This is a genomic window from Streptomyces sp. NPDC026589, from assembly GCF_040638385.1.
In the GTDB taxonomy this organism is placed as follows: Bacteria; Actinomycetota; Actinomycetes; order Streptomycetales; family Streptomycetaceae; genus Streptomyces.
The window spans coordinates 536,699-562,860 of the sequence record NZ_JBEZYG010000001.1; the positions used below are offsets into that span (position 1 = coordinate 536,699).

Annotated in this window: 25 protein-coding genes; 8 read left to right on the forward strand and 17 right to left on the reverse strand. The window is 70.7% G+C overall.

Translation table 11 applies throughout. The features are described 5' to 3' along the window. Positions 1–9: 9 nt before the first annotated feature. The 13 genes from AB0F29_RS02285 to AB0F29_RS02345 all read right to left on the reverse strand — a co-directional run bounded on the left by AB0F29_RS02285 (position 10) and on the right by AB0F29_RS02345 (position 14,583). Positions 10–531, reverse strand: coding sequence for a hypothetical protein (locus AB0F29_RS02285; RefSeq protein WP_361866815.1), 522 nt, complete (start codon positions 529–531; stop codon positions 10–12). Then, positions 528–1,763, reverse strand: coding sequence for an MlaD family protein (locus tag AB0F29_RS02290; protein WP_361866817.1), 1,236 nt, complete (start codon positions 1,761–1,763; stop codon positions 528–530). The genes AB0F29_RS02285 and AB0F29_RS02290 overlap by 4 nt, the downstream gene beginning before the upstream one ends. Beyond that, entirely contained in the window at positions 1,760–3,010 is a 1,251-nt protein-coding gene (locus AB0F29_RS02295) for an MCE family protein (protein WP_361866819.1), read from the reverse strand. Before AB0F29_RS02295 ends, AB0F29_RS02290 begins: the two co-directional genes overlap by 4 nt. After that, positions 3,007–4,173 carry an MCE family protein gene (locus AB0F29_RS02300; protein ID WP_361866820.1) on the reverse strand — a complete coding sequence of 389 codons (1,167 nt, stop codon included), beginning with the start codon at positions 4,171–4,173 and terminating at the stop codon, positions 3,007–3,009. Before AB0F29_RS02300 ends, AB0F29_RS02295 begins: the two co-directional genes overlap by 4 nt. Before the next feature lies 1 nt (position 4,174). Continuing rightward, positions 4,175–5,194: an MCE family protein gene (locus AB0F29_RS02305; protein ID WP_361866821.1), complete on the reverse strand. Its 1,020-nt coding sequence runs from the start codon at positions 5,192–5,194 to the stop codon at positions 4,175–4,177. Continuing rightward, entirely contained in the window at positions 5,191–6,222 is a 1,032-nt protein-coding gene (locus AB0F29_RS02310) for an MCE family protein (RefSeq protein ID WP_361866823.1), read from the reverse strand. The genes AB0F29_RS02305 and AB0F29_RS02310 overlap by 4 nt, the downstream gene beginning before the upstream one ends. Beyond that, a complete protein-coding gene (locus tag AB0F29_RS02315) occupies positions 6,219–7,520 on the reverse strand; it encodes an MCE family protein (protein ID WP_361866825.1) in 1,302 nt (433 codons plus the stop codon). The genes AB0F29_RS02310 and AB0F29_RS02315 overlap by 4 nt, the downstream gene beginning before the upstream one ends. Then, positions 7,520–8,323 carry an ABC transporter permease gene (locus AB0F29_RS02320; RefSeq protein ID WP_361866827.1) on the reverse strand — a complete coding sequence of 268 codons (804 nt, stop codon included), beginning with the start codon at positions 8,321–8,323 and terminating at the stop codon, positions 7,520–7,522. The genes AB0F29_RS02315 and AB0F29_RS02320 overlap by 1 nt, the downstream gene beginning before the upstream one ends. A 3-nt stretch (positions 8,324–8,326) precedes the next feature. Further along, positions 8,327–9,199 carry an ABC transporter permease gene (locus AB0F29_RS02325; RefSeq protein ID WP_361866829.1) on the reverse strand — a complete coding sequence of 291 codons (873 nt, stop codon included), beginning with the start codon at positions 9,197–9,199 and terminating at the stop codon, positions 8,327–8,329. Continuing rightward, a complete protein-coding gene (locus AB0F29_RS02330; RefSeq protein ID WP_361866831.1) occupies positions 9,196–10,182 on the reverse strand; it encodes an ATP-binding cassette domain-containing protein in 987 nt (328 codons plus the stop codon). Before AB0F29_RS02330 ends, AB0F29_RS02325 begins: the two co-directional genes overlap by 4 nt. Positions 10,183–10,734: 552 nt before the next feature. After that, complete coding sequence (locus AB0F29_RS02335) at positions 10,735–12,231, reverse strand: DUF6801 domain-containing protein (protein ID WP_361866833.1); 1,497 nt, start codon at positions 12,229–12,231, stop codon at positions 10,735–10,737. A 546-nt stretch (positions 12,232–12,777) separates the two neighbouring features. Next, positions 12,778–13,434 carry a hypothetical protein gene (locus AB0F29_RS02340; RefSeq protein WP_215110640.1) on the reverse strand — a complete coding sequence of 219 codons (657 nt, stop codon included), beginning with the start codon at positions 13,432–13,434 and terminating at the stop codon, positions 12,778–12,780. 213 nt (positions 13,435–13,647) lie between these two features. Then, a complete protein-coding gene (locus AB0F29_RS02345; RefSeq protein WP_361866835.1) occupies positions 13,648–14,583 on the reverse strand; it encodes a hypothetical protein in 936 nt (311 codons plus the stop codon). Positions 14,584–15,393: 810 nt separating this feature from the next. Between AB0F29_RS02345 and AB0F29_RS02350 the strand changes: the two genes are divergently transcribed. The 7 genes from AB0F29_RS02350 to AB0F29_RS02380 all read left to right on the forward strand — a co-directional run bounded on the left by AB0F29_RS02350 (position 15,394) and on the right by AB0F29_RS02380 (position 22,553). Further along, positions 15,394–16,605: a helix-turn-helix domain-containing protein gene (locus tag AB0F29_RS02350; protein ID WP_361866836.1), complete on the forward strand. Its 1,212-nt coding sequence runs from the start codon at positions 15,394–15,396 to the stop codon at positions 16,603–16,605. Positions 16,606–16,806: 201 nt separating this feature from the next. Beyond that, a complete protein-coding gene (locus AB0F29_RS02355) occupies positions 16,807–17,070 on the forward strand; it encodes a hypothetical protein (RefSeq protein WP_361866838.1) in 264 nt (87 codons plus the stop codon). 127 nt (positions 17,071–17,197) lie between these two features. Next, positions 17,198–17,671: an SCP2 sterol-binding domain-containing protein gene (locus AB0F29_RS02360; protein WP_361866839.1), complete on the forward strand. Its 474-nt coding sequence runs from the start codon at positions 17,198–17,200 to the stop codon at positions 17,669–17,671. Positions 17,672–17,675: 4 nt separating this feature from the next. Next, positions 17,676–18,890 (forward strand): acyl-CoA dehydrogenase family protein, encoded by a 1,215-nt coding sequence (locus AB0F29_RS02365; protein WP_361866841.1) that lies wholly within the window; start codon positions 17,676–17,678, stop codon positions 18,888–18,890. Positions 18,891–19,293: 403 nt separating this feature from the next. After that, positions 19,294–19,470: a hypothetical protein gene (locus tag AB0F29_RS02370; RefSeq protein WP_361866843.1), complete on the forward strand. Its 177-nt coding sequence runs from the start codon at positions 19,294–19,296 to the stop codon at positions 19,468–19,470. A gap of 74 nt (positions 19,471–19,544) precedes the next feature. Further along, a complete protein-coding gene (locus tag AB0F29_RS02375) occupies positions 19,545–20,399 on the forward strand; it encodes a hypothetical protein (RefSeq protein WP_361866845.1) in 855 nt (284 codons plus the stop codon). Positions 20,400–20,459: 60 nt separating this feature from the next. Beyond that, the gene (locus tag AB0F29_RS02380; protein ID WP_361866846.1) at positions 20,460–22,553 is read left to right on the forward strand and encodes an MDR family MFS transporter; all 2,094 of its coding nucleotides are present in this window, start codon (positions 20,460–20,462) and stop codon (positions 22,551–22,553) included. A 75-nt stretch (positions 22,554–22,628) separates the two neighbouring features. On the opposite strand, the gene AB0F29_RS02385 is transcribed toward AB0F29_RS02380, so the two are convergent. From AB0F29_RS02385 to AB0F29_RS02395, 3 genes are all read right to left on the reverse strand, one after another. Continuing rightward, complete coding sequence (locus AB0F29_RS02385) at positions 22,629–23,216, reverse strand: GNAT family protein (RefSeq protein ID WP_361866847.1); 588 nt, start codon at positions 23,214–23,216, stop codon at positions 22,629–22,631. A gap of 152 nt (positions 23,217–23,368) precedes the next feature. After that, on the reverse strand, positions 23,369–23,803 hold the full coding sequence (locus AB0F29_RS02390) for a YchJ family metal-binding protein (protein ID WP_050359246.1): 435 nt from the start codon (positions 23,801–23,803) through the stop codon (positions 23,369–23,371). A gap of 28 nt (positions 23,804–23,831) precedes the next feature. Then, entirely contained in the window at positions 23,832–24,797 is a 966-nt protein-coding gene (locus AB0F29_RS02395; RefSeq protein ID WP_361866848.1) for a helix-turn-helix domain-containing protein, read from the reverse strand. 53 nt (positions 24,798–24,850) lie between these two features. Between AB0F29_RS02395 and AB0F29_RS02400 the strand changes: the two genes are divergently transcribed. Then, the gene (locus tag AB0F29_RS02400) at positions 24,851–25,285 is read left to right on the forward strand and encodes a cupin domain-containing protein (RefSeq protein ID WP_361866849.1); all 435 of its coding nucleotides are present in this window, start codon (positions 24,851–24,853) and stop codon (positions 25,283–25,285) included. 66 nt (positions 25,286–25,351) lie between these two features. On the opposite strand, the gene AB0F29_RS02405 is transcribed toward AB0F29_RS02400, so the two are convergent. Then, positions 25,352–26,161, reverse strand: a complete 810-nt coding sequence (locus AB0F29_RS02405; RefSeq protein WP_361866851.1) for an SAM-dependent methyltransferase — start codon at positions 26,159–26,161, stop codon at positions 25,352–25,354. Position 26,162 lies beyond the last annotated feature (1 nt).

The following is a 26,162-nucleotide window of genomic DNA, read 5'->3' on the forward strand; positions in this document are numbered from 1 at the left end:
CCCGCGGTCTCATCGGCCGCCGCCCGTTCCGATCGCTGTGAGCGCCTTGACCTTCCAGCCGTCGGCCGTACGGGCGAGGGTCGCCCCGAACCGCTTGCGCTGGGTGCCGGCCGCGCCGGAGCGCGGGGTGACCTCGACGTCCACGGTGGCGATCAGCTCCGCCGTGCCCGTGCGCTCGTCCAGTGCGGTCAGCGCCGCCGAGGTGACCTTGCCCCGGGCCGTGTCGCCCGCGGCCGTCAGGGACTTCGCGTCGGCTTTCCGGGTCCGCGCCAGCTGGTCGTGCAGCGGACCCGTGGAGGAGTCCAGCCAGGCCCGCAGCCCGTCGTCGACCCGCTTCGCGTCCTCGCCGTCGAGGCTGTTCAGCGTCGCCAGGTGGGCTCTGCCCTCGGCCAGGGCCGTGTCGCGGGCCTTCGCGTAGGACAGGGAGCGGTCGCCGCGCGCCTGCCCGTACGACCAGGCTCCCAGGCCGCAGAGCAGGGCGGCGACGAGCAGGACGGCCCAGCCGGCCCGGCGTCGGGTGCGGGGGGTCATGAGCCGCCTCCCAGACCCAGCAGCCCGGCCATTCCCTCGGCCGGCGGCTGTGCGGTCGCGGACCCGCCGTCCGCCGTTCCGGGCAACTTCATGGAGCCCGGAACGGCCGGTTTCGGCACCGGGCCGCCCTTCGGGGCGTTGGCGCTGCCCCGGACGTTGATGCCGGTGCCGGGTGAGGACGTGCAGCGGGCGGCGGTGTTCACGGCGGGCCCGTCCGAGGTGTTGAGGCCGTTGCGGTAGACCGTGCCGCCGTAGCCGGCGGTGCACGGCAGCGGTTCGAAGAAGGTGACGGACATCCCGAACCGGGCGCCGTCGTCGTCGACCGCGCTCGCTCCGGCGGCGGCGACGGCCGGCAGCTTCACGAGGAGTTCCTCCAGGCCCCGTTGCCGGGTGACGGCGACCTCCGAGGTGGTGAGGAGGTTGGCGACGACGACGCCGAAGGCGGGATCCAGGTCGCGCAGCAGTCCGCTGATCTGGACGGCGGCGTCCGGGGTGGTCGCGATGAGGCGGCGCAGGTCGGCGTCGGAGCCCTTGAGTTCGGCGGCCAGTTCCTTGGCCCCCGAGGCGAAGCCCTTGAGTGCCTGCCCCTGTTCGGCCTGGGTGCGCAGGACTTGCTCGCCGTCGGCCATCAGCCGGGTGGTGACCGGCAGGGACTTGTCGGCGGCCTCGACGAAGTCGCCGCCGGTGTCCAGCAGGACCTGGAGGTCGTCGCCCCGCCCCTCGAAGGCGGCCCCGAACTCCTCGACGACGGTCCGCAGGCTCTCCAGGTCCACGCTGCTCGCCAGGTCGTCGACGCCGGTGAGGACGTCGGTGGGGGGTGCGGGGATGGTGGTGTCGGCCTCGTCGATGACCGAGCCGTTGCCCAGGAACGGCCCCTCCTTGCGGGTGGGCCGCAGATCGACGTACTGCTCGCCGACCGCCGACAGGTTCGCGACGACGGCGGTGAGGCTGTCCGGGATCGGCGGCGCGTCGTTCTCGATCCGCAGTTCGGCCTCGACGCCGTCCTCGGTCAGCTCGATGGGGCCGACGCGGCCCACGGAGACGCCCCGGTAGGTGACGTTGGAGTGGGTGTACAGGCCGCCCGTCTGCGGGAGTTGGACCGTGACGGTGTAGTAGCTGCGCAGTCCGACATAGTGGCCGAGATCGGCGTACCGCACCCCCAGGTAGCCGAGGGCCAGCGTGGCGATGACGAGGAAGGCGAGGTTCTTCAGCCGGATGGCGAGGGTGATCACGGTGTCGCCCCCTTCGCGGGGTTCGAGGCCCCCGAGGGCTTCGGCGCGTCGGGCGCGTGAGTCTTCGGCACCCCGGTCTTCGGCGCCCCGGTCTTCGGCGTTCCCGACACGGCGGGCAACGGCAGGGGCAGCGCACCCCGGGCCGCCGCGCCCTCGCCCTCGGCCGGGGGCAGCGGCGGAATCCCGGGAGGATCAGGGGTGAGGGCGGGGATGATCTGCGTACCGGGCAGGGCCGTCACGTCCAGGTAGACGTTGAGGTAGTCGCCCTTGACGCCGCGCAGCACCTCGTCCGTGAAGGGGTAGGTCAGCAGCACCTGGAGGGAGTCGGGGAGGTCCTGGCCGGAGTCGGCGAGCGCCTTGAGGGTCGGGGCGAGCGCCTTGAGGTCGGCGATCATGTCGGCTTTGCTCCGGTTGATCGTGTCGACGGCCACGGTGGAGAGGGTGTCGAGGGAGCGCAGCATGGTCAGCAGCGAACCGCGCTGTTTCTCCAGGACCTTGAGTCCGGGGCTGAGCCCGGTGAGGACCGTGCCGACGTCCTGCTTGCGGGTGGCGAGCGTGGCGGCGAGGCGGTTGACGCCGTCCAGGGCCCTGGTGATGTCGCCCTTGTTCCCGTCCAGGTTGGTCACGAGGGTGTCGACCCGGTTGAGCAGGGAGCGGATCTGCGGCTCCTGCCCGGCGAGCGCCTTGTTGAGTTCGGTGGTGATGGTCTTGAGCTGGTTGACGCCGCCCCCGTTGAGGAGCAGGGACAGGGCCCCGAAGACCTCTTCGACCTCCGGGTTCCGGTTGGTGCGGGAGTGCGGGATGCGGCCGCCGGCGGCGAGCGACCCGCGTGCGGTGCCCTCGGGGGGCGGGGCGAGCTGGATGAACTTCTCGCCGAGCAGGCTGGACTGTTCGAGGCGGGCGTAGGAGTTCGCGGGGAGCTTGATCTTCCCGTTGACCCGCATGGTGACCCGGGCCCGCCAGCCGTCCGGGGCCAGCGCGATCTTCGTGACGCGCCCCACGGCCACGTCGTTGACCTTGACCGAGGACTGCGGCGCGAGGCTGAGGACGTCGCCGAACTCGGCGGTGACCTCGTACGGCCGGTCTCCGAGGTCCGCGCCGCCGGGCAGCGGGATCTGCTCGATACCGGTGAAGGAGGGGACCTCGGGGCCGACCGCGACCAGGGCGATCAGCGCGCCGGTGGCGAGGAGGGACACAGCCGCGACGGCGGCCCGTACGACGGGTCTGCGCCGGTCGTCGTCGTTCATCGTCGCGCCCCCTTCTCCTTGCCGGACTCCTTGGCGGACTCCTTGGCGGGCTCCTTGGCGGGCTGCTTCTCGGGGGTGCCGTAGACCGTGCCGACCTCCGGGAGCGGCAGGACGGGCAGGGCCTCGCGGCGGGTCGCGTCGACGGGGGCGAGGCCGGTGAGCCGGCCGGCGGCGGAGGCGGCCCCGGGGTCGACGAGCGGTCCCCCCATGGACAGTTCGTTGAGGTTGGTGCGCCCGTTGAGGGTGCGGTTGGCGGGGTCGTAGGCGTTCAGGACGTTGCCCGCGGCGAGCGGGAGAGTGTCCATCGCCTCGGCGAGCGAGGCGCGCTGGTCGACGAGCGCCTGGGTGACGGGCACCAGCGCCTCGACGTTCGTCTTGAGCGCGCCTCGGTTCTTGGCGATGAACGTCTTGACCTGGCCGAGGGCGGTGCCGAGTTCCTTGAGGGCCGCGCTGAGGTTCTTCTTGTCGTCGGCGAGGAAGGAGGTGACCGTGTTCAGCTGCTGCTCGGCACTGCGGACGTTGCCGTCGTTCTTCTTGAGCATGGTGGTGAAGGTCTGGAGGTGGGCCAGGGTGTCGAACAGGTCGCCGCTGGACTTGTCGAGCGTCTTGGTAGCTTTTCCGAACTGTTCGATGGAGTCCCCGATGGCCTTGCCGTTGCCGTCGAGGTTCTTCGCCCCGGTGTCCAGGAGCCGGGCGAGCGCCCCGTCGGCGTTGGCGCCGTTCGGGCCGAGGGCGGTGGAGAGTTCGGTGATGGAGGCGTACAGCTCGTCGACCTCGACGGGGGTGGCGTTGCGGGCTGCGGGCAGGACCGCGTCGTCGGCGAGCCGGGGGCCGCCGTCGTAGGCCGGGGCGAGCTGGACGTAGCGGTCGGCGACGAGGCTGGGGGCGACGACGACGGCGTGGGCGTCCTCGGGGACGTCGATGCCCCGGTCGAGGCGCAGCACGACCTTCACCTCCTCGCCGCGCGGCTCGACGGAGGCGACGGTGCCGACCTTGACGCCGAGGATCCGCAGGTCGGATCCGGCGTAGACACCGGTGGCGCGTTCGAAGTAGGCCGTGACGGTGGTCTTCCCGTCCTCCTCCAGGGCGCTCACGCCGGTGGCGGCCGCGACGGCGACGAGGGCGAGTCCGGCGGTGATGCCGGTGATGCGGATGCGTCTCATGTCAGCGGCCCCCTTGCTGCCGGGGAGGCATGCAGCCGGTCGCCGGGGGTGTGCCGGCGGGGAGGTAGTTCTTGGGCACGACTCCGCAGACGTAGTTGTCGAACCAGCGCCCGCTGCCGAGGGTGTTGCCGACGAGCCGGCTGTAGGAGCCGGTCATGGCGAGGACCTTGTCGAGGCTCTTGCGGTTCTTGACCAGGACGGCGGTGACCCGGCCGAGGGACTCCAGCGTCGGCCCGAGCTGCTTGTCGTTGTCCCGGACGAGTCCGGTGAGCTGGGTACCGAGGTCGCGGGTGCCGGTGAGCAGCAGGTGGATGGAGTCGCGGCGGGCCCGGATCTCGCCGAGCAGCAGGTTCCCGTCCTCCAGGAGCGTTTCGAAGCTGCTCTTCTTCCCGGCGAGGGTCTTGGTGAGCTTCTTGCTGTTGCGGAGCAGGGTGGCGAGCTGGGCGTCGCGTCCGGAGACCGTACGGGAGAGGGCGGAGAGCCCGTCCGCGGCGCTCCGGACGTGCGGCGGGGAGTCCTTGAAGGTGGCGGAGATCGTCTCGAAGCTCTTGGCGAGCTGTTCGGTGTCGATCTCCCCGATGGTCTCGCCGAGGCCGTTGAACGCCTGGGTGACGTCGTACGGGGAGGTGGTGCGGCTCGCGGTGATGCGGGAGCCGGGGTCCTGCGGGGCGTCGCCGAGGGGGTCGACGGCGAGGTACTTCTCGCCGAGCAGGGTCTTGACGGCGATGCCGACGGTGGAGGAGTCGCCGATCCAGGCGCCTCTCACCCGGAAGTCGACGCGGACCTTCGCGCCGTCGAGGGAGACGCCGGTGACCTCGCCGACCTTCACTCCGGCGATGCGCACCTCGTCGCCGTCGGTGAGCCCGGCGGATTCGGTGAAGTCGGCGCTGTAGGAGGTGCCGTCCTGGACGAAGGGCAGGGAGTCGGCGCGCCAGGCGGCGAGGCCGAGCAGGGTCAGGACGAGGAGCCCGACGACGGCGACGGCGACGGGGTTGCGTTCCCGGATGGGGGTGATTCTCATGCCAGGCACCTCGGTTGGGTGATCGCGATGCCGCCCGGCGGCTTGCTGCCGTCGTCGTGGGTGACGCCGCTGACCTTCGCTTCGCAGAGGTAGAGGTTGAGCCACGATCCGTAGGACGTCAGCCGGCTGATGGCCGCCATCTTGGCCGGGGTCTTCTGGAGGAAGTTCTCGATCTGGGGAGTACCCTTCTCCAACTGTCCGCTGAGCCGCCCGAGTTGGCGGATGTCGTCCTTGAGCGGCTTCCTGCCGTCCTGGAAGAGGTCGGCGGTGACGGTGGTGAGCGCGCCCATCGCGGTGATGGCCTCGCCCAGGGGTTCGCGGTCGCCGGAGAATCCGGTGACGAGCTTCTCCAGGGTGACGACGAGGTCGTCGAAGCCGGCCTCCCGGTCGTTGACCGTCTTGAGGACCGTGTTGAGGTTCTTGATCACCTCGCCGATCACCTTGTCCTTCGCGGCGACGGTGGTGGTGAGCGAGCCGACGTGCCGCAGGATGCTGTCGACGGTGCCGCCCTCGCCCTGGAGCACCTGGACGATGGAGCCGGCGAGCTGGTTGACGTCGGGCGGCGACAGCCCTTCGAAGAGGGGCTGGAAGCCGTTGAAGAGCTGGGTGAGGTCGAGTGCCGGGGTGGTGCGGGAGAGCGGGATGGTGTCGCCGGGCGCGAAGGCCCGGCCGACGGGTCCGGGGCCCCGGTCGAGGTCGACGTACCGCTGGCCGACCATGTTGAGGTATTTGATGGACGCCGTCACCGAGGCGGGGAGGCTGCGCCCCTTGCGTACGGCGAAGGCGACCTCGGCGATCCGGCGGTCGGCGACCTTCACGGATTCGACCTGGCCGACCTTGACTCCGGCGATCCGGACGCTGTCGCCCGGGATGAGGCCGGTGGCGTCGGTGAACCGGGCCCGGTACGTGGTGGTGTCCCCGACGCCCTTGTTGGCGATGGAGAGCCCGAGGACGGTGGTGGCCAGCACGGTGACGACGATGAAGACGAGGGACTTGGTGACCGGTCCCGCGAGCGAGCGGCGTTTCACTTGAGCTTCACCTCCGCACCGCGGAAGGCCGGGCCGATGAGGACGCTGCTCCAGTCGGCCAGGTCTCCGGGGCGGGCCTTCAGCGAGGGCGCGACCAGTTCGTTGACGAGCCGGGACTCCTGGGGCGAGTTGGGCAGTCCGAGGCCGGCGCCGGCGTCGCCGCCCGGGTCCGCGGGGGGCGCGGTGACATCGGTGGCGCGGCGGGTGTCGGCGGTCGGGGCGTGCTTGCCGACGTACGGCACCGAGTAGCAGGCGGGCCCGCCGCTCGCGCTGTAGACCGGGGTGTCCTTGCCGGGGAGGTATTTGCCCTTGGAGGGCACGGACTTGATCGACACATGCAGCCCCGGTCGGTCGGTTCCCTTGCCCAGCGCCTTGTCCATGGCGGGCACGAAGCCGGCCATGGTCCGCAGCGTGCAGGGGAACGACTCGGCGTATTCGGCGAGGAGTTCGAGGGAGGGGCGGCCGACGGCGGAGAGCCGGATGAGGTTGTCCTTGTTCTCCCGCAGGAAGGAGGTCGTGTCCTGCGCGGCGGCCGTGGTGGTGCCGTAGAGCCCGGCGAGCCTCGCTTCCTGGTCGGCGAGGGTGGAGCTGGTGACCGTGGCGTCGGTCAGCGCGTCGAGGACGTCCGGCGCGGCATCCGCGTACAGCGTGCTCACCTTGACGAGTTCCTTGATGTCGGCGTTGAGGGTGGGGAGGTGGGGGTTGAACTTCTTCAGGTGGCCGTCCAGCGTGGTCAGCGTCTCGCCGAGGCGTGTCCCCCGTCCCTCCAGCGCCTGGGAGACGGCGTTGAGGGTGGCGGAGAGCTTCTCGGGCTTCACGGCGGTCAGCAGCGGCAGGACGTTGTCCAGGACCTGTTCCAGCTCGATGGCGTTGCTGGAGCGGTCCTGCGGGATGACCGCCCCGGCCCGCAGGGTGGTGCCCGTGGGGATGCGGGGCGGGACGAGCGCGACGAACCGCGCGCCGAAGAGGGTGGTGGGCAGCATCTGGGCGGTGACGTCGGCGGGCACCTGATCGAGCCTGTCCCGGTCGATGGCCAGGGTGAGGCGGGCGCCGTCGCCGTCGGTGGCGATGGAGCGGACCTGTCCGATGACGACGCCGCGCAGCTTCACGTCGGCGTTGTCGTGCATCTCGTTGCCGACCGCGCCGGTGCGGACGGTGACCGTGGCGTCGTCGGTGAAGTCCTTCTCGTACACGGAGACCGAGACCCACACCAGGACGGCGGGCACCACCAGGAAGGTGACTCCGGCCAGGCGTCGGCGGACCGTGCGGGCGGTGCTGGAGGTGCTGGAGGTGCGCATCAGCCGGCCACCTTCACCGTCGTCGTGGCGCCCCAGATGGCGAGCGAGAGGAAGAAGTCGGTGACGCTGATGAGGACGATGGCGTTGCGCACCGACCGGCCGACCGCCACACCCACTCCGGCCGGGCCGCCGGTGGCGTGGAAGCCGTAGTAGCAGTGGGCGAGGATCACCAGCACGCTGAAGATCAGTACCTTGAGCACCGACAGCAGCACGTCCTCGGGGGAGAGGAAGAGATTGAAGTAGTGGTCGTAGGTGCCCGCCGACTGCCCGTTGAAGAAGATGGTGATCCAGCGGGAGGCGACGTACGAGGAGAGCAGCCCGATCGCGTACAGCGGGATGATCGCGACGACTCCGGCGATGATCCGGGTGGTGACGAGGTAGGGCATGGAGCGGACGCCCATCGCCTCCAGGGCGTCGATCTCCTCGTTGATCCGCATCGCGCCGAGCTGGGCGGTGAAGCCCGCGCCGACGGTGGCGGAGAGGGCGAGGCCCGCGACCAGGGGGGCGATCTCCCGGGTGTTGAAGTAGGCGGAGATGAACCCGGTGAACGCCGAGGTGCCGATCTGGTTGAGGGCCGCGTAGCCCTGGAGTCCGACGACGGTGCCGGTGAACAGGGTCATGGCGACCATCACGCCGATGGTGCCGCCGATGACGCCGAGTCCGCCGCTGCCGAAGGCGACCTCGGCCAGCAGCCGCTGCACCTCGCGCAGATAGCGGCGCAGGGTGCGCGGGATCCAGACGAGCGCCTTGACGTAGAAGGTGAGTTGGTCGCCCGATCGGTCGAGCCAGCTGAGCATCGCCATGGGTCAGCTCCCCTTCGCGGGGACGATCTGGAGGTAGATCGCCGTGAGGACCATGTTCACGAAGAACAGCAGCATGAAGGTGATGACGACGGACTGGTTGACCGCGTCGCCGACGCCCTTGGGGCCGCCGCGCGGGTTGAGGCCCCGGTGGGCGGCGACGATGCCCGCGATGAAGCCGAAGATCAGGGCCTTGAACTCGCTGATGTAGAGGTCGGGCAGCTGGGCGAGGGCGGAGAAGCTCGCGAGGTACGCGCCCGGGGTGCCGTCCTGCATGATCACGTTGAAGAAGTAGCCGCCGAGGGTGCCGACCACGGAGATCAGGCCGTTGAGCAGGACGGCGACGAGCATGGTGGCGAGCACCCGGGGGACGACGAGACGCTGGATGGGCGAGACGCCCATGACCTCCATCGCGTCGAGTTCCTCGCGGATCTTGCGGGAGCCGAGGTCGGCGCAGATCGCGGATCCGGCGGCCCCGGAGATCAGCAGCGCCACGATGATCGGGCTCGCCTGCTGGATCACCGCCAGGACGCTGGCGCCGCCGGTGAAGGACTGGGCGCCGAGCTGCTGGGTGAGGGAGCCGACCTGAAGGGCGATGACCGCGCCGAAGGGGATGGAGACGAGGGCGGCGGGCAGGATCGTGACGCTCGCGACGAACCAGAACTGCTCGATGAACTCGCGCACCTGGAAGGGGCGGCGGAAGATCGCCCGGGCCACCGCGACGGCGAGCGCGAAGAGCTTCCCGGTCTCGCGGAGCGGGGCGAGCAGCCGGGAGGGCCGCCGCTGTTCGGGCGCGGGCGGTGCGGTCGCCCCGGGGTCGGGGGGCGGCGGGGGCTTCTCGGGCGGCTCGGGCGGCCGCACCGGCATCGGGGCGGTCACGCGCGCGCACCTCCCGCGACCGGGGTGTAGCTGTCGAGGATCGCCGTACGGGCGGCCTCCGGCAGCTGGCCCATCATCGCCATGACCCGCTCCCGGCGGCGCAGCGCGCCCTGGCGTACGGGCATCCCGGGCGAGGGCTCCAGCTGGGGGACGACGGTGCGGGGCCCGGTCCGGAGCGGGGCGGTGTCGGCCTGCTGCTCGGCGGCGAGGGTGGCGGCGTCCTTCTCCTCGGACATGCCGATGGGGCCTTCGCGGCGTCCGGCGAGGAACTGGGAGACGACCGGGGTGTCGCTGGTGAGGAGCACCTCGCGCGGGCCGAAGGTGACGAGGTTGCGGCAGAACAGCATCCCCATGTTGTCGGGGACGGTCGCCGCGATGTCGAGGTTGTGGGTGACGATGAGCATCGTCGCGTCGATCTGCGCGTTGAGGTCGATGAGGAGTTGCGACAGGTAGGCGGTGCGGACCGGGTCGAGGCCGGAGTCCGGCTCGTCGCAGAGGATGATCTGCGGGTCCAGGACCAGGGCGCGGGCGAGGCCGGCGCGCTTGCGCATGCCGCCGGATATCTCGCCCGGCAGCTTTCCCTCGGCACCGAGGAGGCCGACGATGTCGATGCGCTCCATGACGATGCGGCGGATCTCGGATTCCTTCTTGCGGGTGTGCTCGCGCAACGGGAAGGCGATGTTGTCGAAGAGCGACATCGAGCCGAAGAGGGCACCGTCCTGGAACATGAGGCCGAAGAGTTTCCGGGTCTCCATGATGTCGCGCTCGGAGCTGTTCACCATGTCGACGCCGTTGATGAGGACGCGTCCCTGTTCGGGCTTGAGCAGCCCGATGATGGATTTCAGGAAGACGGTCTTTCCGGTCCCGGAAGGACCGAGCATGACGCTCACTTCACCGGCGGGCAGGGTGAGGCTGACGTCCTGCCAGATGTTCTGCTTGCCGAAGGACTTCGTCAGGCCCTCGACGACTACTTCGATTCCCATCGGCCCTCCCTCGAAGTGGCGGTGAACGTGTTCATCGATTGGCGCTCCGGCTCTGATAAAAGCGATGGCGGCTCGTCACACATGCACCAGGGGGCGCACGTTATGTCCGCCGAAACCGCCAGGGCAAGCCGTTGAACAGCGAAGATCGGCGAACGCGGGGCTGAGAATGGATCACTTGTCATTCGGTGACAAGGCAGGTTCCCGTCCTTGTCGGAATCTGCGCAAGCAGTGGGCGGTTGGTCCGGGGCACCCCTGGGCCGGAGCGGAGCGAACCGGGCCCGGGTGTGCCTGCCGAACAGGCACGCAGTCGGTTTCGATCGGCACGCTTGGGACGCTACGGGCCGGTAACCTGACTTCGCAATACTGGGTACAGACTTTCCTCGGCGAGAATTCACGCGGGGCGAAGAGTTGTTAACGGGTGAGTAATACGCGTGTCAAACCTGTCGGATGATGAGGAATCACACGGCGGTCGGTGGGCAGGAAAGAGCCCTCCCGGTCGGGAAACCGAAAGGGCTCGGGGGTGTTTCGGGTCAGCGCTCGGGGGTGTTCGGGTCAGCGCTCGGGGTCGGGCACCCTCGGCGGGCAGTCCGGCCCTTCCGGGTTCGTGGCCACGCACAGGGGCGCCTGCGTCATCTTCGTGTAGTTGTCGGCCTTCTTGCCCGGGCTGGAGATGGCCGAGGTGAAGATCGGGTCGAGGTCCTCGCCCGCACCGCAGCCCTCGAACGGCGGGATGTGGGCGTACCCGGTCAGGCTGCCGCCGGTCGCCACGAGGTAGCCGGCCGGCGGATAGCTCTGGCCGTACCCTCTCAGCACCTGCTCGAAGGGGCGTGCCGTGCGGCAGTCGGGGCCCACGTCCAGGGGGACGCCGTTCACCTCGACGTCGGAGAGCCGCATCACGAGCTGGGCCGTGACGGTCGTCTCCTCCGGATAGGTGGGCGTGTTGGTGACCGTGTGGGTGTGGATCGCGGCCGGCGGGCCGACCTGCTCCAGCGTCATGGTCGCGGTCGTCGGCATGAAGCCGTAGCTGAGGAACGTGGCCTTCGTCGGGGGGAGTTGCCGGCGCCCCTGGTAGTCGAAGTTCACCTCCGAGCTGACGTCGACGGTCGAGGCGCAGGAGTCGTTGATGTAGCGCTTGTTGAGCACCACCTTCATGAACGCGGGCCCCAGCGCCGCCGCGCCGTCCAGCTTGGCGGCGTTGGCGAAGCCGGCCGCGTAGGTCTCGGCGGTGGTCATCACCCACTCGGGCGGGATCTCGATCGGGCAGCTGCCCGGGTCCTCGCCGTCCAGGGCCGCGAGCCGTTCGTCGGTGAGGGCGTCGATCTTCTCCCGGGCGCCGGGCGACAGGCCCTCGGCCCGCCGGGTGGGGGCCGGGTCCGGTGCGGGGTCGTTCGCCGACGGCTGCGGAGCGGGGGCCGTGGGGTCGCCGTCGCCGCGGACGGTGATCGCGGCGAGTTCGGGTTCCTGGCCCGGGGCCGGTTCACAGGTGACGTCGAGCCCGGGGGGCGTGGTCGGCTCGCCGGCGCCGGTGAGCGAGGACAGCGAGAGGGCGAGCTCGGCGGGGGCCAGCGTCGCGCGGCCGGGGCTGCCGAAGGAGACCGTCGGCACGTCACCGGTCGCGGTCAGGGCCAGGCCGCCCCCGTCGGGCCCGGGCAGGGCGACGGGCGGAGCGGTCAGATCCTGCCAGGAGGCGTCGGCGGACCGGTCGCCGACGGTGTTGCGGACGGTGAGCCGCGCGACGGCCGACAGGGTGGCGGCGTCCAGCTCCCCGAACCGGGCGAGCGCCGTGGGCTCCAGGTTCACCTCGACGGAGACCTGGGACGGGCGGATCTCCCCGCCCGTGCGGACCGAGGTGGGAAGCACCGCCGAGACGACGACGTCCACTTCCTCGGGCCCGGAGGGGAACGGGCAGGCGTAGCGGAGGGCGACCTCCGAGGTCTGTTCCGCGGCGGCCGACTCGGCGCTGGGGACGAGCGCGGTGGCGACGACGAGCGCCCCGCCCACGGCCCAGTGGATCGGTCGTCTCGCTGCGGCGCGTGCATCGACGGTCATACGGATGTGTCCTTCCGGCGCGCGTGGGCCCGGGGCTGACTGCGGAAAGCGGGTCCACTTCTCGGCAACGGCCTGCGGGCGGACGTCGAGCGGAGTTCGAACGGACGTCGGACGGGCTTCGGCGGTACGTGGGGCGGGCTTCTGTGGTACATCGGCCAGGTTTCGGCGGTACGTCGTCCGGGCTCGGCCGTACGTCGTCCGGACGGGGATACGGCCCCTACCGACGGGTACGGTACGCACGCCGACGACGCCTGGGAAGGGCCGGGCTTCCCTTCGGATCACGGGGGCTCGGACTTTGGCAGCCGGTGACAATCCCCGGCCGCGCTCTTGTCGGCGGGTGCGCGAAACGGGGCGTGCCGGGCCGGTGCGGTGGAGCGGCACGTGCGGCTCCGGCCTACGCCGGCGGAGCGGATCGTGCGGCTCCGGCCTACGCCGGCGGAGCGCACCCCGCGCCCCGCACCCCGCACCCCGCTCGCCGTCGTGCCCGGCCGTCGGGTGCGCACGGCCGGGCACGACGCTCAGGTACGGGACGTCATCGGCGGTGGGTCACCCGCTGATGACCGGGGACTTGCCCGATGCCGTGTTCACGATGGTGTACAGGCCCTGGAAGCTGGCGGTGGTGCCGACGATGCCGCAGCCGCCGCCGACCTTGTTGGCGATGGTCAGGGTGAGCCCGCCGCCCGCGGTGTTGAGGGTGCCGTTACTCCCGTTCAGGGTCGGGTTGTTGTACTTGGCCGCGACCTTGCCGGTCACGTCGAAGGTGCACGGGCCGAGGACGCTGTTCCCGGACACCTTCGCCTTGATCGCTCTGATCTCACCGGTCACCTGGCCCGTGGAGTTGGTGCCGGCGCCCGCCGCGTAGTCCAGGCCCCAGATCTCCCACGGCGGCGTGGTGGTCACCGTCCACGTCGAGCTGAACGGCCCGGTGCACGGCGAGTTGAACGAGATCGCCGAGATCGACGCGAGCTTGGCCGGGCTCCCGGCGACCGGGGAGGTCGGCGCCGAGCCCGAGGCGGCGGACGTCGCGCACTGGATCTTGTTGCCGTTGTTGTCGGTCAGGACGGTCACTCCGGCGGTGCCCTTGAAGGCACCGGTCGGGCTGATCGTCCAGCTGGTCGGCGCGGCGACGGCCGACGGGGCGGCCAGGACGACGGATGCCGCGGCGGCACCGATCGCGGTCAGGACACCGGTTCGCTTGAACATGGGGTACTCCCTTTTCTCGTCCCGTTGGGGATTGGACTGAACGTGACTGGACCAGGCGCTTGCTCGGTTGCTCGCCGTGCCGGACGGTGCGGCACTCGGCGGGTCCACGGCACCGGCTCGTGTCGAGGTGCGCGGACAGGGAATGGGGGGAGGGTCGCGCATCACCTCCTCGGTACTCGGCGTCAGGGCGGGCCCGGCCGATCGGGACCGGGGCTACCGCTTCGCGGAGTGCCAGAACTCGGACAGCTTCCTGCCCTCGTTCGGCGCGAGGCCGGCGGGGTCGTAGGGGCTGCCGAAGTACGTCGTGGTGGCGTCGAGCGTCACGCTGTTCTTTCCGGCGGCGGACGGCAGACCGGTCTTGAGATTCACCGCCCAGTCCAGGAGCCCGGCACCGCAGCCGCTGGCCCCGGGGACGGCGAACGTGGCGTCACCCTGGTCGGCACCGTCGAAGGTGTAGCGCCCCATCTCGCCCTCGTCGTCGTTCGAGGTGCCGTCGGCCGAGAACCGCTGCAGCGAGAGGGTCGGAGCCGTCACGTTCCGGGGCTTCAGGAGCACCGGGTTGGACGTGGTCCCGATGTAGCACTTGTCACCGAGGAACGGATTCTTGAGGTGGATGCGGACCGGGATGGTGAGAATGGGCTCACCGGTGGAGAATGCCGCGCTCATATTGAAGTCGCGTGGCGCTCCGGCCGGTTCGATGGTGGCCGTCACCCGGTTGAGATTGTTGTCCGTCAACTGACGGCAGATTGCTGATACGAGCGGAATTCCGCTGGGACACATGAGTCCGATCAGCCCACCGGGGATCTCCGCCGGATCCGCGGTCAGCGCCCCCTCGGGAGGGGCCACCAGCGATGCGGCGCCGCCGGGGCGCTGGATGACTCCGAGCTGCAGATCGGTGGCGCCGGTGGAGACCTTCGTCTTGCCCAGCGTGATGGTTCCGGTGGCCGAGCTCGACGCTATGCAGGTCGCGATGGTGTTGAGGCCGTCCGCGGCCAGCATGGGGGCCGCGTCGACCGGGCAGCGGTCGAAGGGCGCCCAGTCGCCGTTGAGCTGGGTGGCGGCGGCGGCCGAGCCGGTGGAGAGCAGAGCACTGAATGCCGTGAACGCCGCGAGCAGACCTACGCGGGTTCGATTGGAAACGGATCTCATGTCGTCCCCTCTGTCGGCCGCCGTGGCGCGGCCTCGTGCACGAAGTTGAGCGGTTCCGCAATGCGAGCCCGCACCGCGACGACTTCTCGACGGTGCGGGAGCCTCGGGTGGGCCCGGGGGCGGAGGATCGGAGCATCAAATTTCGGGCAGATTCCGTGACCGAATTGATCGAGGCGTGATGTTACTCGCGGGAAACCGGGCGACACAATCCGTCCGTCTAAGATTCTTTGCATCGCACTCTTTTTGATCCGGAAATGAGCATCGGGACACCATCTCCTTGTCAAGGAATGCGCACCCGGGGGCAGGGAATTGCGCAGCGGCGGCCGGAACCCCGCGCGCCGTGCGTACGCGGCCCCACGGAGGCGGGGGTGACGGACGCCCCGCCTCCACGCACTCGCGGATGGCGCGTAAATCAGCCACTCGGCCGAAAATACTCACCGAAGACCGGCCACCCGCCCACATTCGCCGTGGTGAGCCGCTTGCGCGCCCGTTCACCCCAAGGATCGACCGACACCGCGGACATCACACCGGGAACATCTCCGCACAGGGGAACGGCTTTGTTGTCACCACCGGAGCACGCGGCCGAAATTCATTGTCCGAAAGCGCGTAGTGCCGCCCGACCTGCACGGAAGTCGCACAGTGCGGCCGGGATGTGTGCCCCCTGCACTTCGATCTTGCCCAAGTGGTGTGCAGTGCCTGTTCGTTGGTCTATCTTCGTCGCGAACTTGGTACGCACCTGTCGGTTCGTGGGAGCGCTTTCCCCCCACCGCCTCACCCCACCACCGGGCGCCGAGAGCAAGGGGACCTGTCATGCCACATCTCATACAGCCGTTGGATACCGAAGACCCGCTGGGGCCGCTCCCCCAGGAATTCGCGGCGATCATGCGGCCCGAACTGCCCAGCCTCATCAAGGAAATCGGCGTGGAGGTCACCCGGGCCTATCCGGAATACGCCCGCCTGCTCGACGGCCCGAACGGGCAGGCCATCCGGGTGGGCGTGGAGCAGAGCCTCGCCTCCTTCGTCGATCTGGTGGCCGAGCCCTCCTCCTCCACCACGCTCCGCGACGACATGTGCCGGCGCTTCGGACGGTTCGAGGCGTACGAGGGCAGGAGCATGGACACCCTCCAGGGTGCCTACCGGCTGGGCGCACGGGTGGCCCTGCGGCGCGCGAAGAAGGTCGGGCAGAGCTACCACCTGTCCCCCACCCTGATGCTCAGCTTCGCCGACGCGCTCTTCGCCTACGTCGATGAACTGGAATCGCTTTCCCGGGAGGGATTCCAGGAGGTGCGGTCCCAGTCGGGCGAGCACAGCGAGGCGTTGCGCCGCCGCCTGCTCCACCTCATCCTCGCCGGCCCGGCCCCCGGCAGCGCCGTCGCGGACCTGTGCGAGCAGGTCGGGTGGGCGCTGCCGGAAGAGGTCACGCTGATCGCCGTCCGCGCCCCGGCGGAGCTGGACCGGCTCAGCGCGGACCGCGACCTCCTCGTCGATCTCAGCGCCCCGCAGCCGCACCTGCTGATCCCCGGAGCGCTGGACGACGCACGAAGATCGATGCTGGAACAGGCCCTGCCGGCCGGCCGCGCGGCGATCGGGCTGACCGTGCCCACGGCGCTGGCCTGCGAGTCGGTCCGCTGGGCCCGCCGGGTCCTGGAGCTCGTCGACTCCGGCGTGATCGACGACGCACCGCTGATCCACTGCGAGGACCACCTCACCACCCTGTGGCTGCTGTCCGACCCGGCCCTGCTGGACCAGCTCGCCCAGCGGGAGCTGGCCGCCGTCGCGGGGATCAGCGCCACCCGCCGCGACCGGCTGGTCGAGACGCTGCGGATCTGGCTCGACACCCGGGGCACCGCGGCCCAGATGGGCGCCCTGCTGGATGTCCACCCGCAGACCGTGCGCTACCGCATGCGGAGCCTGGAGACCATCTTCGGTGACCAACTCGTCGATCCCGAGAGCCGCTTCGCCACCGAGGCGGTGCTGCGCGCGTTGCGGCTGCGCTCCCGGGCCACGGGCACATCCCCCTGATCCGGATCACGTTCGGCGCGGCGGGTCAACTTACCGGCGAGTAAGGCGAAATAGACGGTCAGTCCCAAACGGTTGCGACACGGAGACGTATCCGACGAGAAACCCGGAACCGCGTCCCGTACACAGGAAGGAACCTGCCGCCCATCAGGCGACAGGCCCCGTGCACCGCCTCCTGGCCAACCATCCGAGAGGGAACGTCCCATGACCGCCTCGCACCTCCTCGTCCCCGTGCCGATCCCGGACCGGGTCGCCGCGCTGATCGGTTCGTGCATTCCGCCGCACATCCTCCAGGCGGAGTTCGACGCCGACTGCGCGGCCCGCGAGGTACGCAGGTTCCGCGGCCCCCGGCTCGGCGTCGAGGACCAGGCCGACCGCGAACAGGCTCTGTCCGACCTGGCCCGCGCCAACAAGACGCTGGCCGCGCACCACCCCGGACTCCCCGTGCTCCCACGCTCACCCTTCTGACCGCCCCTCACCCCTCACTACCCACCCGCCCCTCTCGCCGCGACCGGCCGCGGACCGGCCTTGCGGGGCGCCGCCACTCCCCTTACCTTACTCAAAAGTAAGTTTACTTTGAAGTAAGGAAATGGGCGTGGACGGAACCAGCAGCGGCAACCTCACGGACGACCTGTCCGGGCTCGACTTCGCGGCGGTCGCGCCCGAGGAGTTCGCCCGCATCGTCAAGAGCCTGTCCGCGAAGCAGCTCGCCGAGGTCATGAGGGGCGAGCTGCGCACCCGGGTACTCGGCGAGGTCTTCGGCCGGATGGAGCGGCAGTTCCGGCCCGGGGCGGCCGGCGGCCTCAGCGCGCTGATCCGCTGGAAGATCACCGGGGAGAGCGACGCCGTCTACGAGACCGCGATAGCCGACGGAGCCTGCCGGGTCACCCCCGGCCGCTCGGACGCCGAACCGCGCACCACGCTGACGATGGGGGACGCGGAGTTCCTCAAGCTCGTCTCCGGCAACGGCAACCCCGTCACCATGTTCATGACGCGCAAGCTCAAGGTCGCCGGCGACGTCGGCCTCGCCTCCGGCCTGACCCGCTACTTCGACATCCCGAAGGCGTGAGCGCATGAGCTTCTTCTCCCTCGCCCTGACCGAGGAGCAGCAGGACCTGCGCGACTGGGTGCACGGCTTCGCCGCCCAGGTGGTACGCCCGGCCGCCGCCGAGTGGGACGCCCGGGAGGAAACCCCCTGGCCGGTGATCCAGGAGGCCGCCCGGATCGGGCTGTACGGATTCGAGTCGCTCGCCGACCTGTACGGGGACCCCACGGGACTCTCCCTCCAGATCGCCAACGAGGAGTTGTTCTGGGGCGACGCGGGCATCGGCATGGCCCTGTTCGGCACCTCGCTCGCGGTCGCCGGAATCTTCGCCTCCGGCACCCCGGACCAGCTCGCCGAGTGGGTGCCGCAGTGCTACGGGGACCAGGACGACCCGAAGGTCGCCGCCTTCTGCGTATCCGAACCGGGGGCCGGCTCGGACGTCTCCGCGATGACGACGAAGGCCCGCTACACCGAGGCGAGCGACTCCTGGGTGATCTCCGGTCAGAAGGCGTGGATCACCAACGGCGGCATAGCCGGGGTCCACGTCGTCGTCGCCTCGGTCGATCCCGCGCTCGGGGCCCGCGGACAGGCCGCGTTCATCGTGCCGCCCGGCACGAAGGGCCTGACGGCGGGCCGTACGGTCAAGAAGCTGGGGCTGCGCGCCTCGCACACCGCGGATCTCTTCCTCGACGAGGTGACCGTACCGGGGCACTGTCTGCTGGGCGGGAAGGAGAAGCTGGACGCCCGCCTCGCCAGGGCACGCGAGGGCGGCACCGCCAAGGGGCAGGCGGCGATGGCGACTTTCGAGGTCAGCCGCCCGACGGTGGCGGCGCAGGCACTCGGCATCGCCCGGGCGGCCTACGAGTACGCCCTGGAATACGCCGGGGAGCGCAAGGCGTTCGGCAGGCCGATCATCGAGAACCAGTCGATCGCCTTCGCCCTGGCCGATATCCGCACCGAGATCGAGGCCGTACGTCTGCTGATCTGGCAGGCCGCCTGGATGGCCCGCAACGACCGGACCTTCGACGCGGGCCAGGGCTCCATGGCGAAGCTGCGGGCCGGCGAACTCGCGGTCGCGGCAACGGAGAAGGCGGTCCAGGTCCTCGGCGGCGCGGGCTACAGCCGGGAGCATCCGGTGGAGCGGATGTACCGCGACGCGAAGATCTACACCATCTTCGAGGGCACCAGCGAGATCCAGCGCCTCGTCATCGCGCGGGCGATCTCGGGCCGGCACATCCGCTGAGGCGGAGGCAGAGGCCGGGGTGGCGGCCTGATCCGGCCCTGATCCGGCCCTGATCCGCCCAGAATCCGTGTGATCCTCGTCGCCCTGAAGACGTACACCGATGGGGAACGGAGCCGCGGAATTCTTCGTCGGGCCGGGCCGGACGGAGATCGTCACCGAGCGCGTCGGGACGTGTACGCAACAGCGCCGAGACCGCGCCACACACCGCCGACGTGCGGCAACAGGGTTCGGATCGTCCGGTCGTGACGATGCGCGGCGATCCGTGACGACGGTGTGGAGAGCGTCGCGACACGTTACGACAGCGGGTCGGCACGCCCTCGGGACCGACGACGAACGGTTCCCGTGGTGGGCCCCACACGTTTGACCGGTGCCTCTCCGGCTCCCCTGCCACTAGCCTCTTCACATGACCTCCACTTCGACCGAGCCGACGCCTGCCCGCCCGATGGTTGAGCTGAACGCGGAGATCCGCGCTCTGGTCGCGGACGGCGGTGTGGTGTCGCCCGAGGGTCGCCGGGAGTACGAGCGGCTGCTCGTCGAGTGGGTGGCGGCCGTACGGGGCGGATCCACGGACGCTCTCTGACCGCGGGGCCGCGGGTCCGGCCGGGCGTCGGCGATAGTGATCGTCCGTCCGCGTCCTGACCCCGGGAGAACCTCATGACCGCCGCGTCACCCGCCGGCGCACGCCGCCCGTCCCTCCTGCTCGTCACCGATCTCGCGTACGAGGCCCGCGGCCGCCGCTACTGCGACGAGGACATCTACCTCGGCTCCCGGCTGCGCGAGTCGTTCGACGTCGCTCTCTGCCACCCCCGGGACGCGGCCGCGCTGCTGGAGGGCTTCGACACGGTACTCATCCGCAACAGCGGGCCGGTGCTGCACCACCGGGAGGCGTACGACGCGTATCGCTCCCGGGCCAGGGAGCTGCGGACGCCGGTCTACAACCCGCTGGACGGGCGTGGCGACATGGCGGGCAAGGAGTATCTGGTCGCGATGGACCGGGCCGGCCTGCCGGTCATCCCCACGGTGGACCGGGTGGCGGAGCTGCCGGAGCTGCCCGACGCCCCCGCCTACGTGGTCAAGCCGAAGCTGGGGGCGGACTCGGTCGGGCTGCGTTTCGTCACGGCGGCGGAGGCGGCCACCGAGCTGGAGCGGGCGGCCGAGGGCTCGCTCCTCGTCCAGCCGCGCATCGACTTCCGCCACGAGGTGTCCTTCTACTTCATCGACCACGACTTCCAGTACGCACTGTACGCGCCGGACCCGGAACGGCGCTGGGTACTGGAGCCGTACGCGGCGAGCGCGGCGGACCTGGAGTTCGCCCGGCGCTTCATCGCCTGGAACTCCCTCACCCACGGGATCCAGCGGGTCGACGCCTGCCGGGCGCCGGACGGCGCGCTGCTGCTCGTCGAGCTGGAGGACCTCAATCCGTATCTGTCGCTCGACCGGGTGGGCGAGGACGTCCGCGAGGCGTTCGTGGCGCGGCTGAAGACGTCGATCGCCTCGCTGCCCCGCTGACCACCCCCGTCCGGCCTGCCCCGGCATGCGGGGGTCATGAGCCGGTGTGAGGGTGCAGAGGTGACCACTGCCAGCGAGCAAGCTCCCGCCGCGCAGAGTGCCGCCGCGCCGCCGCCCGTCCTCGACCGGCGGCGGCGGAACATCGTCTTCGCGACGATCGTGCTGGGCATGCTGCTCGCGGCCCTGGACCAGACGATCGTGGGCACGGCCCTGCCGACGATCGTCTCGGAGCTGGGCGGGGCGGCGCACATGTCGTGGGTGGTCACCGCCTATCTGCTGGCAGAGACGGTGGCCACCGTCCTGGTCGGCAAGTTCGGCGACCTGTTCGGGCGGAAGCTGGTCTTCCAGGTCTCGGCGATCATCTTCGTCACGGGTTCGTTCCTGTGCGGCCTCGCGTCGGACATGCTGCTGCTGATCATCTGGCGCGGTATGCAGGGCATCGGCGCGGGCGGCCTCATGGTCACGTCGATGGCGTTGATCGCGGACGTGATCCCGCTGCGCGAACGGGGCAAGTACCAGGGCGCGATCGGGGCGGTGTTCGGCATCTCGACGGTGATCGGGCCGCTGCTCGGCGGGCTCTTCACCGACCATCTGACCTGGCGCTGGGCGTTCTACGTCAACGTGCCGATCGCCATCGTGGTGGTGATCGCCGCCGCCCGGAACATTCCGTCGGTGAAGGCCTCCGGCCGGCCGGTCATCGACTACGCCGGGATCGCGCTGGTCTCCGTCGGGGCGAGCGCGCTGATCCTGGCGACGAGCTGGGGCGGGAACGAGTACGCCTGGGGCTCGCCCATGATCATCGGGCTGTTCGCCGGAGGTCTGATCGCGCTGGCGCTGTTCTGCGTGGTGGAGACGCGGGCGAAGGAACCGATGCTGCCGATGCGGCTGTTCCGCAACCCGGTGTTCACGGTCTGCTCGATCCTCAGTTTCATCGTGGGCTTCGCGATGCTCGGCTCGATGATCTTCCTGCCGACCTATCTCCAGTACGTGGACGGGGACTCGGCGACGCTCTCGGGGGTGCGGACGCTGCCGCTGGTCGTCGGTCTGCTGGCCGCCTCGATCTTCAGCGGCAACGTGGTGAGCAAGACGGGTCGCTACCGGGTGTTCCCGATCGTGGGGACGCTGGTCATGGCGGCCGGACTGTTCCTGCTGTCCCGGATGGGGCCGGGGACCGGCGTCTGGCTGGAGTCGCTCTACATGGTGGTGCTGGGGCTCGGCATCGGTCTGGCCATGCAGGTGCTGACGATCGCCGTGCAGAACACCGTCGACTACGAGGACCTGGGCACGGCCACGTCGGGCGTGACGTTCTTCCGCACCCTGGGCAGCGCCTTCGGCACGGCGGTCTTCGGCACCATCTACGCCAACGCGCTGAAGCCGAACCTCACCGACGGCGTCGCGCGGGCGGTGGCGGCGGGCGGCGACCCGGCGACCCTGGCCCGCGCCTCGCAGAACCCGCAGGCGCTGCACGCGCTGCCCGCCGCCCAGTCGGAACCGCTGGCCCTGGCCTACGCGGACACCCTGCACACCGTGTTCCTGTGGACGGTGCCCATCGCGCTGATCGGCTTCGTCGTCGCGCTGTTCCTGAAGGAGGTGAAGCTGCGGGACTCGGCCCGGCTCGGGTCGACGGACATGGGCGAGGGCTTCGCCCAGCCGGGCAGCGGGGACTCGGCGAAGGTCCTGGAGTACTCCGTGGCCACGATCCTGCACGGCGCGGGCCCGGACACCGCCCGGCAGATCACCGCCGCGTCCGACACCCGCCTCGACCTGGCGGGGGCCTGGGCGGTGATGCAGGTGGACCTCTTCACCAGGATGGTCGGCCACGCGGGCCTCGGGCTGATCGCGGCCCGGCACCGCATCCCGCCGGAGGTGCTGGTGCCCGTCTTCGACCGGATGATCGAGGAGGGCTATCTGACGGGCGACGGCCGGATCTTCTCGCACACGGCGGCGGGCCGGCGCGAGGCCGCGGTGATCTCCGACGCCTGGGGCCGCTGGCTCAACGAGCGCCTGGCCGAGGACGGCGCCCGCCCCGACGACCGTCAGCTCCGGGCCACCGTGGACGTGATCGCCAAACGGCTGCTGGCGGAGGACCTGGCCCAGGAGCTGTCCCCGGCGGCCGGCCCCGGGGGGTCGAGACGGGTGGGGGCCCCGGTCTGAGGCGGTGGCCCGGGCCTGTTCCCGGCCGGGACCCCGACCACTCCCGTACGGGCGGGTCACTCCCGTACGGGCGGGTCAGTGCTCCCAGGACCGGGGGCGGGCCAGCGCCTCCCACTCCGTGCGGAGCAGGCCGAGGATCGCGTTGTCGTGCCGGCGGCCGCGGTGCAGGCAGGAGGACCGGCGCACGCCCTCCCGGACGAAGCCTGCTCCGCTCAGGGTGGCGAGGGCCGCCGCGTTGTCGGTGTGGGTGACGGCCTCGACCCGGTGCAGCGGCAGTTCGCCGAAGGCCAGATCGGTAAGGGCTTCGAGCGCGTCGGCTCCGATGCCCTTGCGGCGGTGTTCGGGGGCGAGGAGGAGGTAGGCCTCGGCGGTGCCGTCGACGAAGTCCTCCTCCATGAGGGCGATGTGGCCGGCCGGGGTGCCGTCCGCGAGGAGGACGAGGAAGTCGTCCCGCTGCCTATCCTCCACGTTGGCCTCGATGCGCTCGCGGAGTTCGTGGAGTGAGCCGGGCCAGACGCCGATCTCGTGGGCGGCCACCGGGTCGGCGCGCCAGCGGTGGATCAGTTCGGCGTCGTCGGGCTCGACAGGGGTGAAGGCGACGTCACGGCCCCGCCAGAATCGTTCCCGCGCGGCGTACGGCGTCGCTTCTTCGTCCTCGTCCATGCGCGGATCGTACGGTCGCGCACGGCCCGCCGGGAAACGGATTTCACGCCTTCGCGACCGCCGTGCCGGATACGTCCGCCGCCGCTCCGGATGCGTCCGGGCTGCCGCTCCGGATGCGTCCGGGCCGCCTTCGGGAGCGCCGTTCGGCCGGCTCAGTCGACGAAGACCGCCGTCGTGTAGACCCAGGCGCCGTCGTGCCGGACGAAGCGGCTCTTCTCGTGGAGGGAGTCGGGGCGCCCGTCGTCGGTGTAGTGGGCGCGGAAGGTGACCGTCCCGGTGGAGTGGAAGGCGCTGCCCTCGGTGGTGTCCAGGATGTCCAGCCCCACCCAGTGCATCGCCGGGTCGAAGTCGACGCCGGGCGGCCGGGTCTCGGGGTGCCAGGTGCGCAGCAGGTACGCCGCGTCCCGGACGACGAAGGCCGCGTACCGGGAGCGCATCAGCGCCTCGCAGGTCGGAGCGGCGGCACTGCCGGAATGGAACCGGCCGCAGCACTGCCCGTAGGCGGCGGGCAGACCGCAGGGGCACGGGGAGGCGGAGGTGATCCGCGCGGCGGCGGGCCCCCGGGGCCGGGAGGTGCGTCGTGACATGGGTCCATTGTGACGGGTGACGGCGGGCTCAGCGGGCCGGGGCGAAGCGACGGCGGTATTCGGTGGGCGTCAGTCCGGTACGGCGGCGGAGCTGGGTGCGCAGGCTGGTCGCCGTGCCGAGTCCGCTGGCGCGGGCGATCACGTCGAGGCGGTCCTCGCCGCGTTCCATGAGGCGTCGGGCAAGCGTGATGCGCTGCTCGGTGAGCCAGGCCAGCGGTGTGGTGCCGAGCTGGGCGCGGAAGCGGCGGTGGAGCGTGGCGGGGCTGACGGCGGCACGGGCGGCGAGCGCCGTCACGTCGAGGCCGTCGGCCAGATGCTCGGTGGCCCAGTCGAGGAGCGGGCCGAGCGAGGTGTCGGCGGTCTCGGGGACCGGGTGCTCGACGAACTGGCGCTGGCCGCCGTCCCGGTGGGCCGGGTGGACGAGCCGTCTGCTGACGGCGGCGGCGGTCTCCGCCCCGTGGTCGGCGCGGATGAGATGAAGGGCGGTGTCCAGGGCCGCGGCGCTGCCTGCCGCCGTGATCACCCGACCGTCGTCGACGAAGAGGACGTCCGGGTCGAGATCGACGTGCGGGTGGCGGGCGGTGAAGGCCTCCGCCCACCGCCAGTGCGTGGTGGCTCGTCTGCCGTCCAGCACCCCGGCGGCGGCGAGCGTGAAGGCGCCCGTGCAGAAGCTGACGAGGCGCGCCCCGCGGGCGTCGGCACGCCGGATCGCCGCCAGGACGTCCGGGTCGGGCTCCTCCAGAGGGTCGGGCCGGTTGGGCACGATGACGGTGTCCGCATGGTCCACGGCCGTCAGCCCGGCGACGCCGGAGAGCTGGAAGAAGCCGGAGTGCATCCGGACCGTGGGGGTGGGCGAGCACAGGGTGAAGTCGTACCAGTCGACGGGGAGCTCGGGCCTGCGCAGACCGAAGAGCTCGGTCGCCACACCCATCTCGAACGGGTTGGAACCCGCCGAGACGATCATCACGACCCGATGCGAGGATTCTTTCGCCATATGCGATTCGTAGCACTCGCGGGCGGTGAGGTCCAGCGCACAGGATGGATCCCATGAGCAACGAGAACGTGACGTCGCGCGTCGCCGAGCCGATTCTGCTGAGTGCCGCCCTGGGCTCCTTCGAGGCGTTGTGGAGTCCGCGCATCGTGACCCGGGTCAACGACTACGACGTACGCGTGGCCAAGGTGGCCGGCGAGCATGTGTGGCATGTGCACGAGGACACGGACGAGTTCTTCCTCGTGGTGGAGGGAACGCTGGACATCGCTCTGCGCGACGGCGATGAGGGGGGCGACGGCGGTGAGCGCCGCGTGTCCCTGGAGCGGGGCGCTGTCTTCGTCGTCCCGCGCGGGGTCTGGCACCGCCCCCGTTCCGACCGGGGCGCGTCGATCATGCTCCTCGAACCGTCGGGTACGTCGACGGTGGGCGATGCGCACGACGAGGTGCCCGGGCATGTGGACGTCACCACGGGACACGCTCTCGGCGGCTGAGCACGGAACGCCACCGCCCCGCCCGCGTCGGGTGCGGGCGGGCGCAGCGGCGGTGGAACCGAGGGTTCAGGGTTTGCGGGCCACGCCGGCGTAACCGGGGATCGGCTCGTCGCCCGGGACGTCGATGACCTCTCCGAGCTCCGGATGCCAGTCGGCGGAGAGCGAGACGCCCGGCTCGATGAGTTCGAGACCGTCGAAGAACGCCGTGAGTTCGGCGCGGCTGCGGGGACGCAACGTCATCCCGCGCGCCTTGTACATGGCCCGTGCCTGCGCGGCGCCCTCCGGGTTGAAGTCGCCGGTGGTGTGCGAGAGCACGAGATAGCTGCCGGAGGGAAGCTGCTCGACCAGCTTGTCGACCAGTTCGCCCGCGCCGTCCTCGTCGTCGATGAAGTGCAGCAGGGCCAGCATCGACAGGGCGATCGGCTCGTCGAAGTCCAGGACCTTGCCGGCCTCCGCCAGGATGGTCTCCGGCCTGCGGGCGTCGGCCTGGATGTACTCGGTGGCGCCCTCGGGCGTGGAGCGGAGCAGCGCCGCCGCGTGGGCGAGCACGATGGGGTCGTTGTCGCAGTAGACGACGCGCGCGTCGGGGGCGGTCCGCTGGGCGATCTGGTGGAGGTTCGGCTCGGTGGGTATGCCCGTGCCGATGTCCAGGAACTGGCGCACCCCGCTCTCGGCGAGCCGGCGGGTGGCCCGGTGCATGAACGCCCGGTTGACCCGTGCCATGTCACGGCCCCGTGCGTCCAGGGCGAGCAGCTGTCGCGCCATCTGTTCGTCGACCGGGTAGTTGTCCTTGCCGCCGAGGAACCAGTCGTACATCCGGGCCGGATGCGGCTTGCTGGTGTCGATCTCGATGGAGTGGGGTTCTTGCCCGGTCATG

Excerpts from the sequence above, each read along its gene's own strand:
- AB0F29_RS02315 (WP_361866825.1), bottom strand. The coding sequence starts at position 7,520 with ATGCGCACCTCCAGCACCTCCAGCACCGCCCGCACGGTCCGCCGACGC.
- AB0F29_RS02300 (WP_361866820.1), bottom strand. The coding sequence starts at position 4,173 with ATGAGACGCATCCGCATCACCGGCATCACCGCCGGACTCGCCCTCGTC.
- AB0F29_RS02395 (WP_361866848.1), bottom strand. The coding sequence starts at position 24,797 with ATGGCGAAAGAATCCTCGCATCGGGTCGTGATGATCGTCTCGGCGGGT.
- AB0F29_RS02305 (WP_361866821.1), bottom strand. The coding sequence starts at position 5,194 with ATGAGAATCACCCCCATCCGGGAACGCAACCCCGTCGCCGTCGCCGTC.
- AB0F29_RS02340 (WP_215110640.1), bottom strand. The coding sequence starts at position 13,434 with ATGTTCAAGCGAACCGGTGTCCTGACCGCGATCGGTGCCGCCGCGGCA.
- AB0F29_RS02405 (WP_361866851.1), bottom strand. The coding sequence starts at position 26,161 with ATGACCGGGCAAGAACCCCACTCCATCGAGATCGACACCAGCAAGCCG.
- AB0F29_RS02355 (WP_361866838.1), top strand. The coding sequence starts at position 16,807 with ATGACCGCCTCGCACCTCCTCGTCCCCGTGCCGATCCCGGACCGGGTC.
- AB0F29_RS02365 (WP_361866841.1), top strand. The coding sequence starts at position 17,676 with ATGAGCTTCTTCTCCCTCGCCCTGACCGAGGAGCAGCAGGACCTGCGC.
- AB0F29_RS02330 (WP_361866831.1), bottom strand. The coding sequence starts at position 10,182 with ATGGGAATCGAAGTAGTCGTCGAGGGCCTGACGAAGTCCTTCGGCAAG.
- AB0F29_RS02350 (WP_361866836.1), top strand. The coding sequence starts at position 15,394 with ATGCCACATCTCATACAGCCGTTGGATACCGAAGACCCGCTGGGGCCG.
- AB0F29_RS02295 (WP_361866819.1), bottom strand. The coding sequence starts at position 3,010 with ATGAACGACGACGACCGGCGCAGACCCGTCGTACGGGCCGCCGTCGCG.
- AB0F29_RS02335 (WP_361866833.1), bottom strand. The coding sequence starts at position 12,231 with ATGACCGTCGATGCACGCGCCGCAGCGAGACGACCGATCCACTGGGCC.
- AB0F29_RS02390 (WP_050359246.1), bottom strand. The coding sequence starts at position 23,803 with ATGTCACGACGCACCTCCCGGCCCCGGGGGCCCGCCGCCGCGCGGATC.
- AB0F29_RS02285 (WP_361866815.1), bottom strand. The coding sequence starts at position 531 with ATGACCCCCCGCACCCGACGCCGGGCCGGCTGGGCCGTCCTGCTCGTC.
- AB0F29_RS02385 (WP_361866847.1), bottom strand. The coding sequence starts at position 23,216 with ATGGACGAGGACGAAGAAGCGACGCCGTACGCCGCGCGGGAACGATTC.
- AB0F29_RS02400 (WP_361866849.1), top strand. The coding sequence starts at position 24,851 with ATGAGCAACGAGAACGTGACGTCGCGCGTCGCCGAGCCGATTCTGCTG.
- AB0F29_RS02320 (WP_361866827.1), bottom strand. The coding sequence starts at position 8,323 with ATGGCGATGCTCAGCTGGCTCGACCGATCGGGCGACCAACTCACCTTC.
- AB0F29_RS02375 (WP_361866845.1), top strand. The coding sequence starts at position 19,545 with ATGACCGCCGCGTCACCCGCCGGCGCACGCCGCCCGTCCCTCCTGCTC.
- AB0F29_RS02345 (WP_361866835.1), bottom strand. The coding sequence starts at position 14,583 with ATGAGATCCGTTTCCAATCGAACCCGCGTAGGTCTGCTCGCGGCGTTC.
- AB0F29_RS02370 (WP_361866843.1), top strand. The coding sequence starts at position 19,294 with ATGACCTCCACTTCGACCGAGCCGACGCCTGCCCGCCCGATGGTTGAG.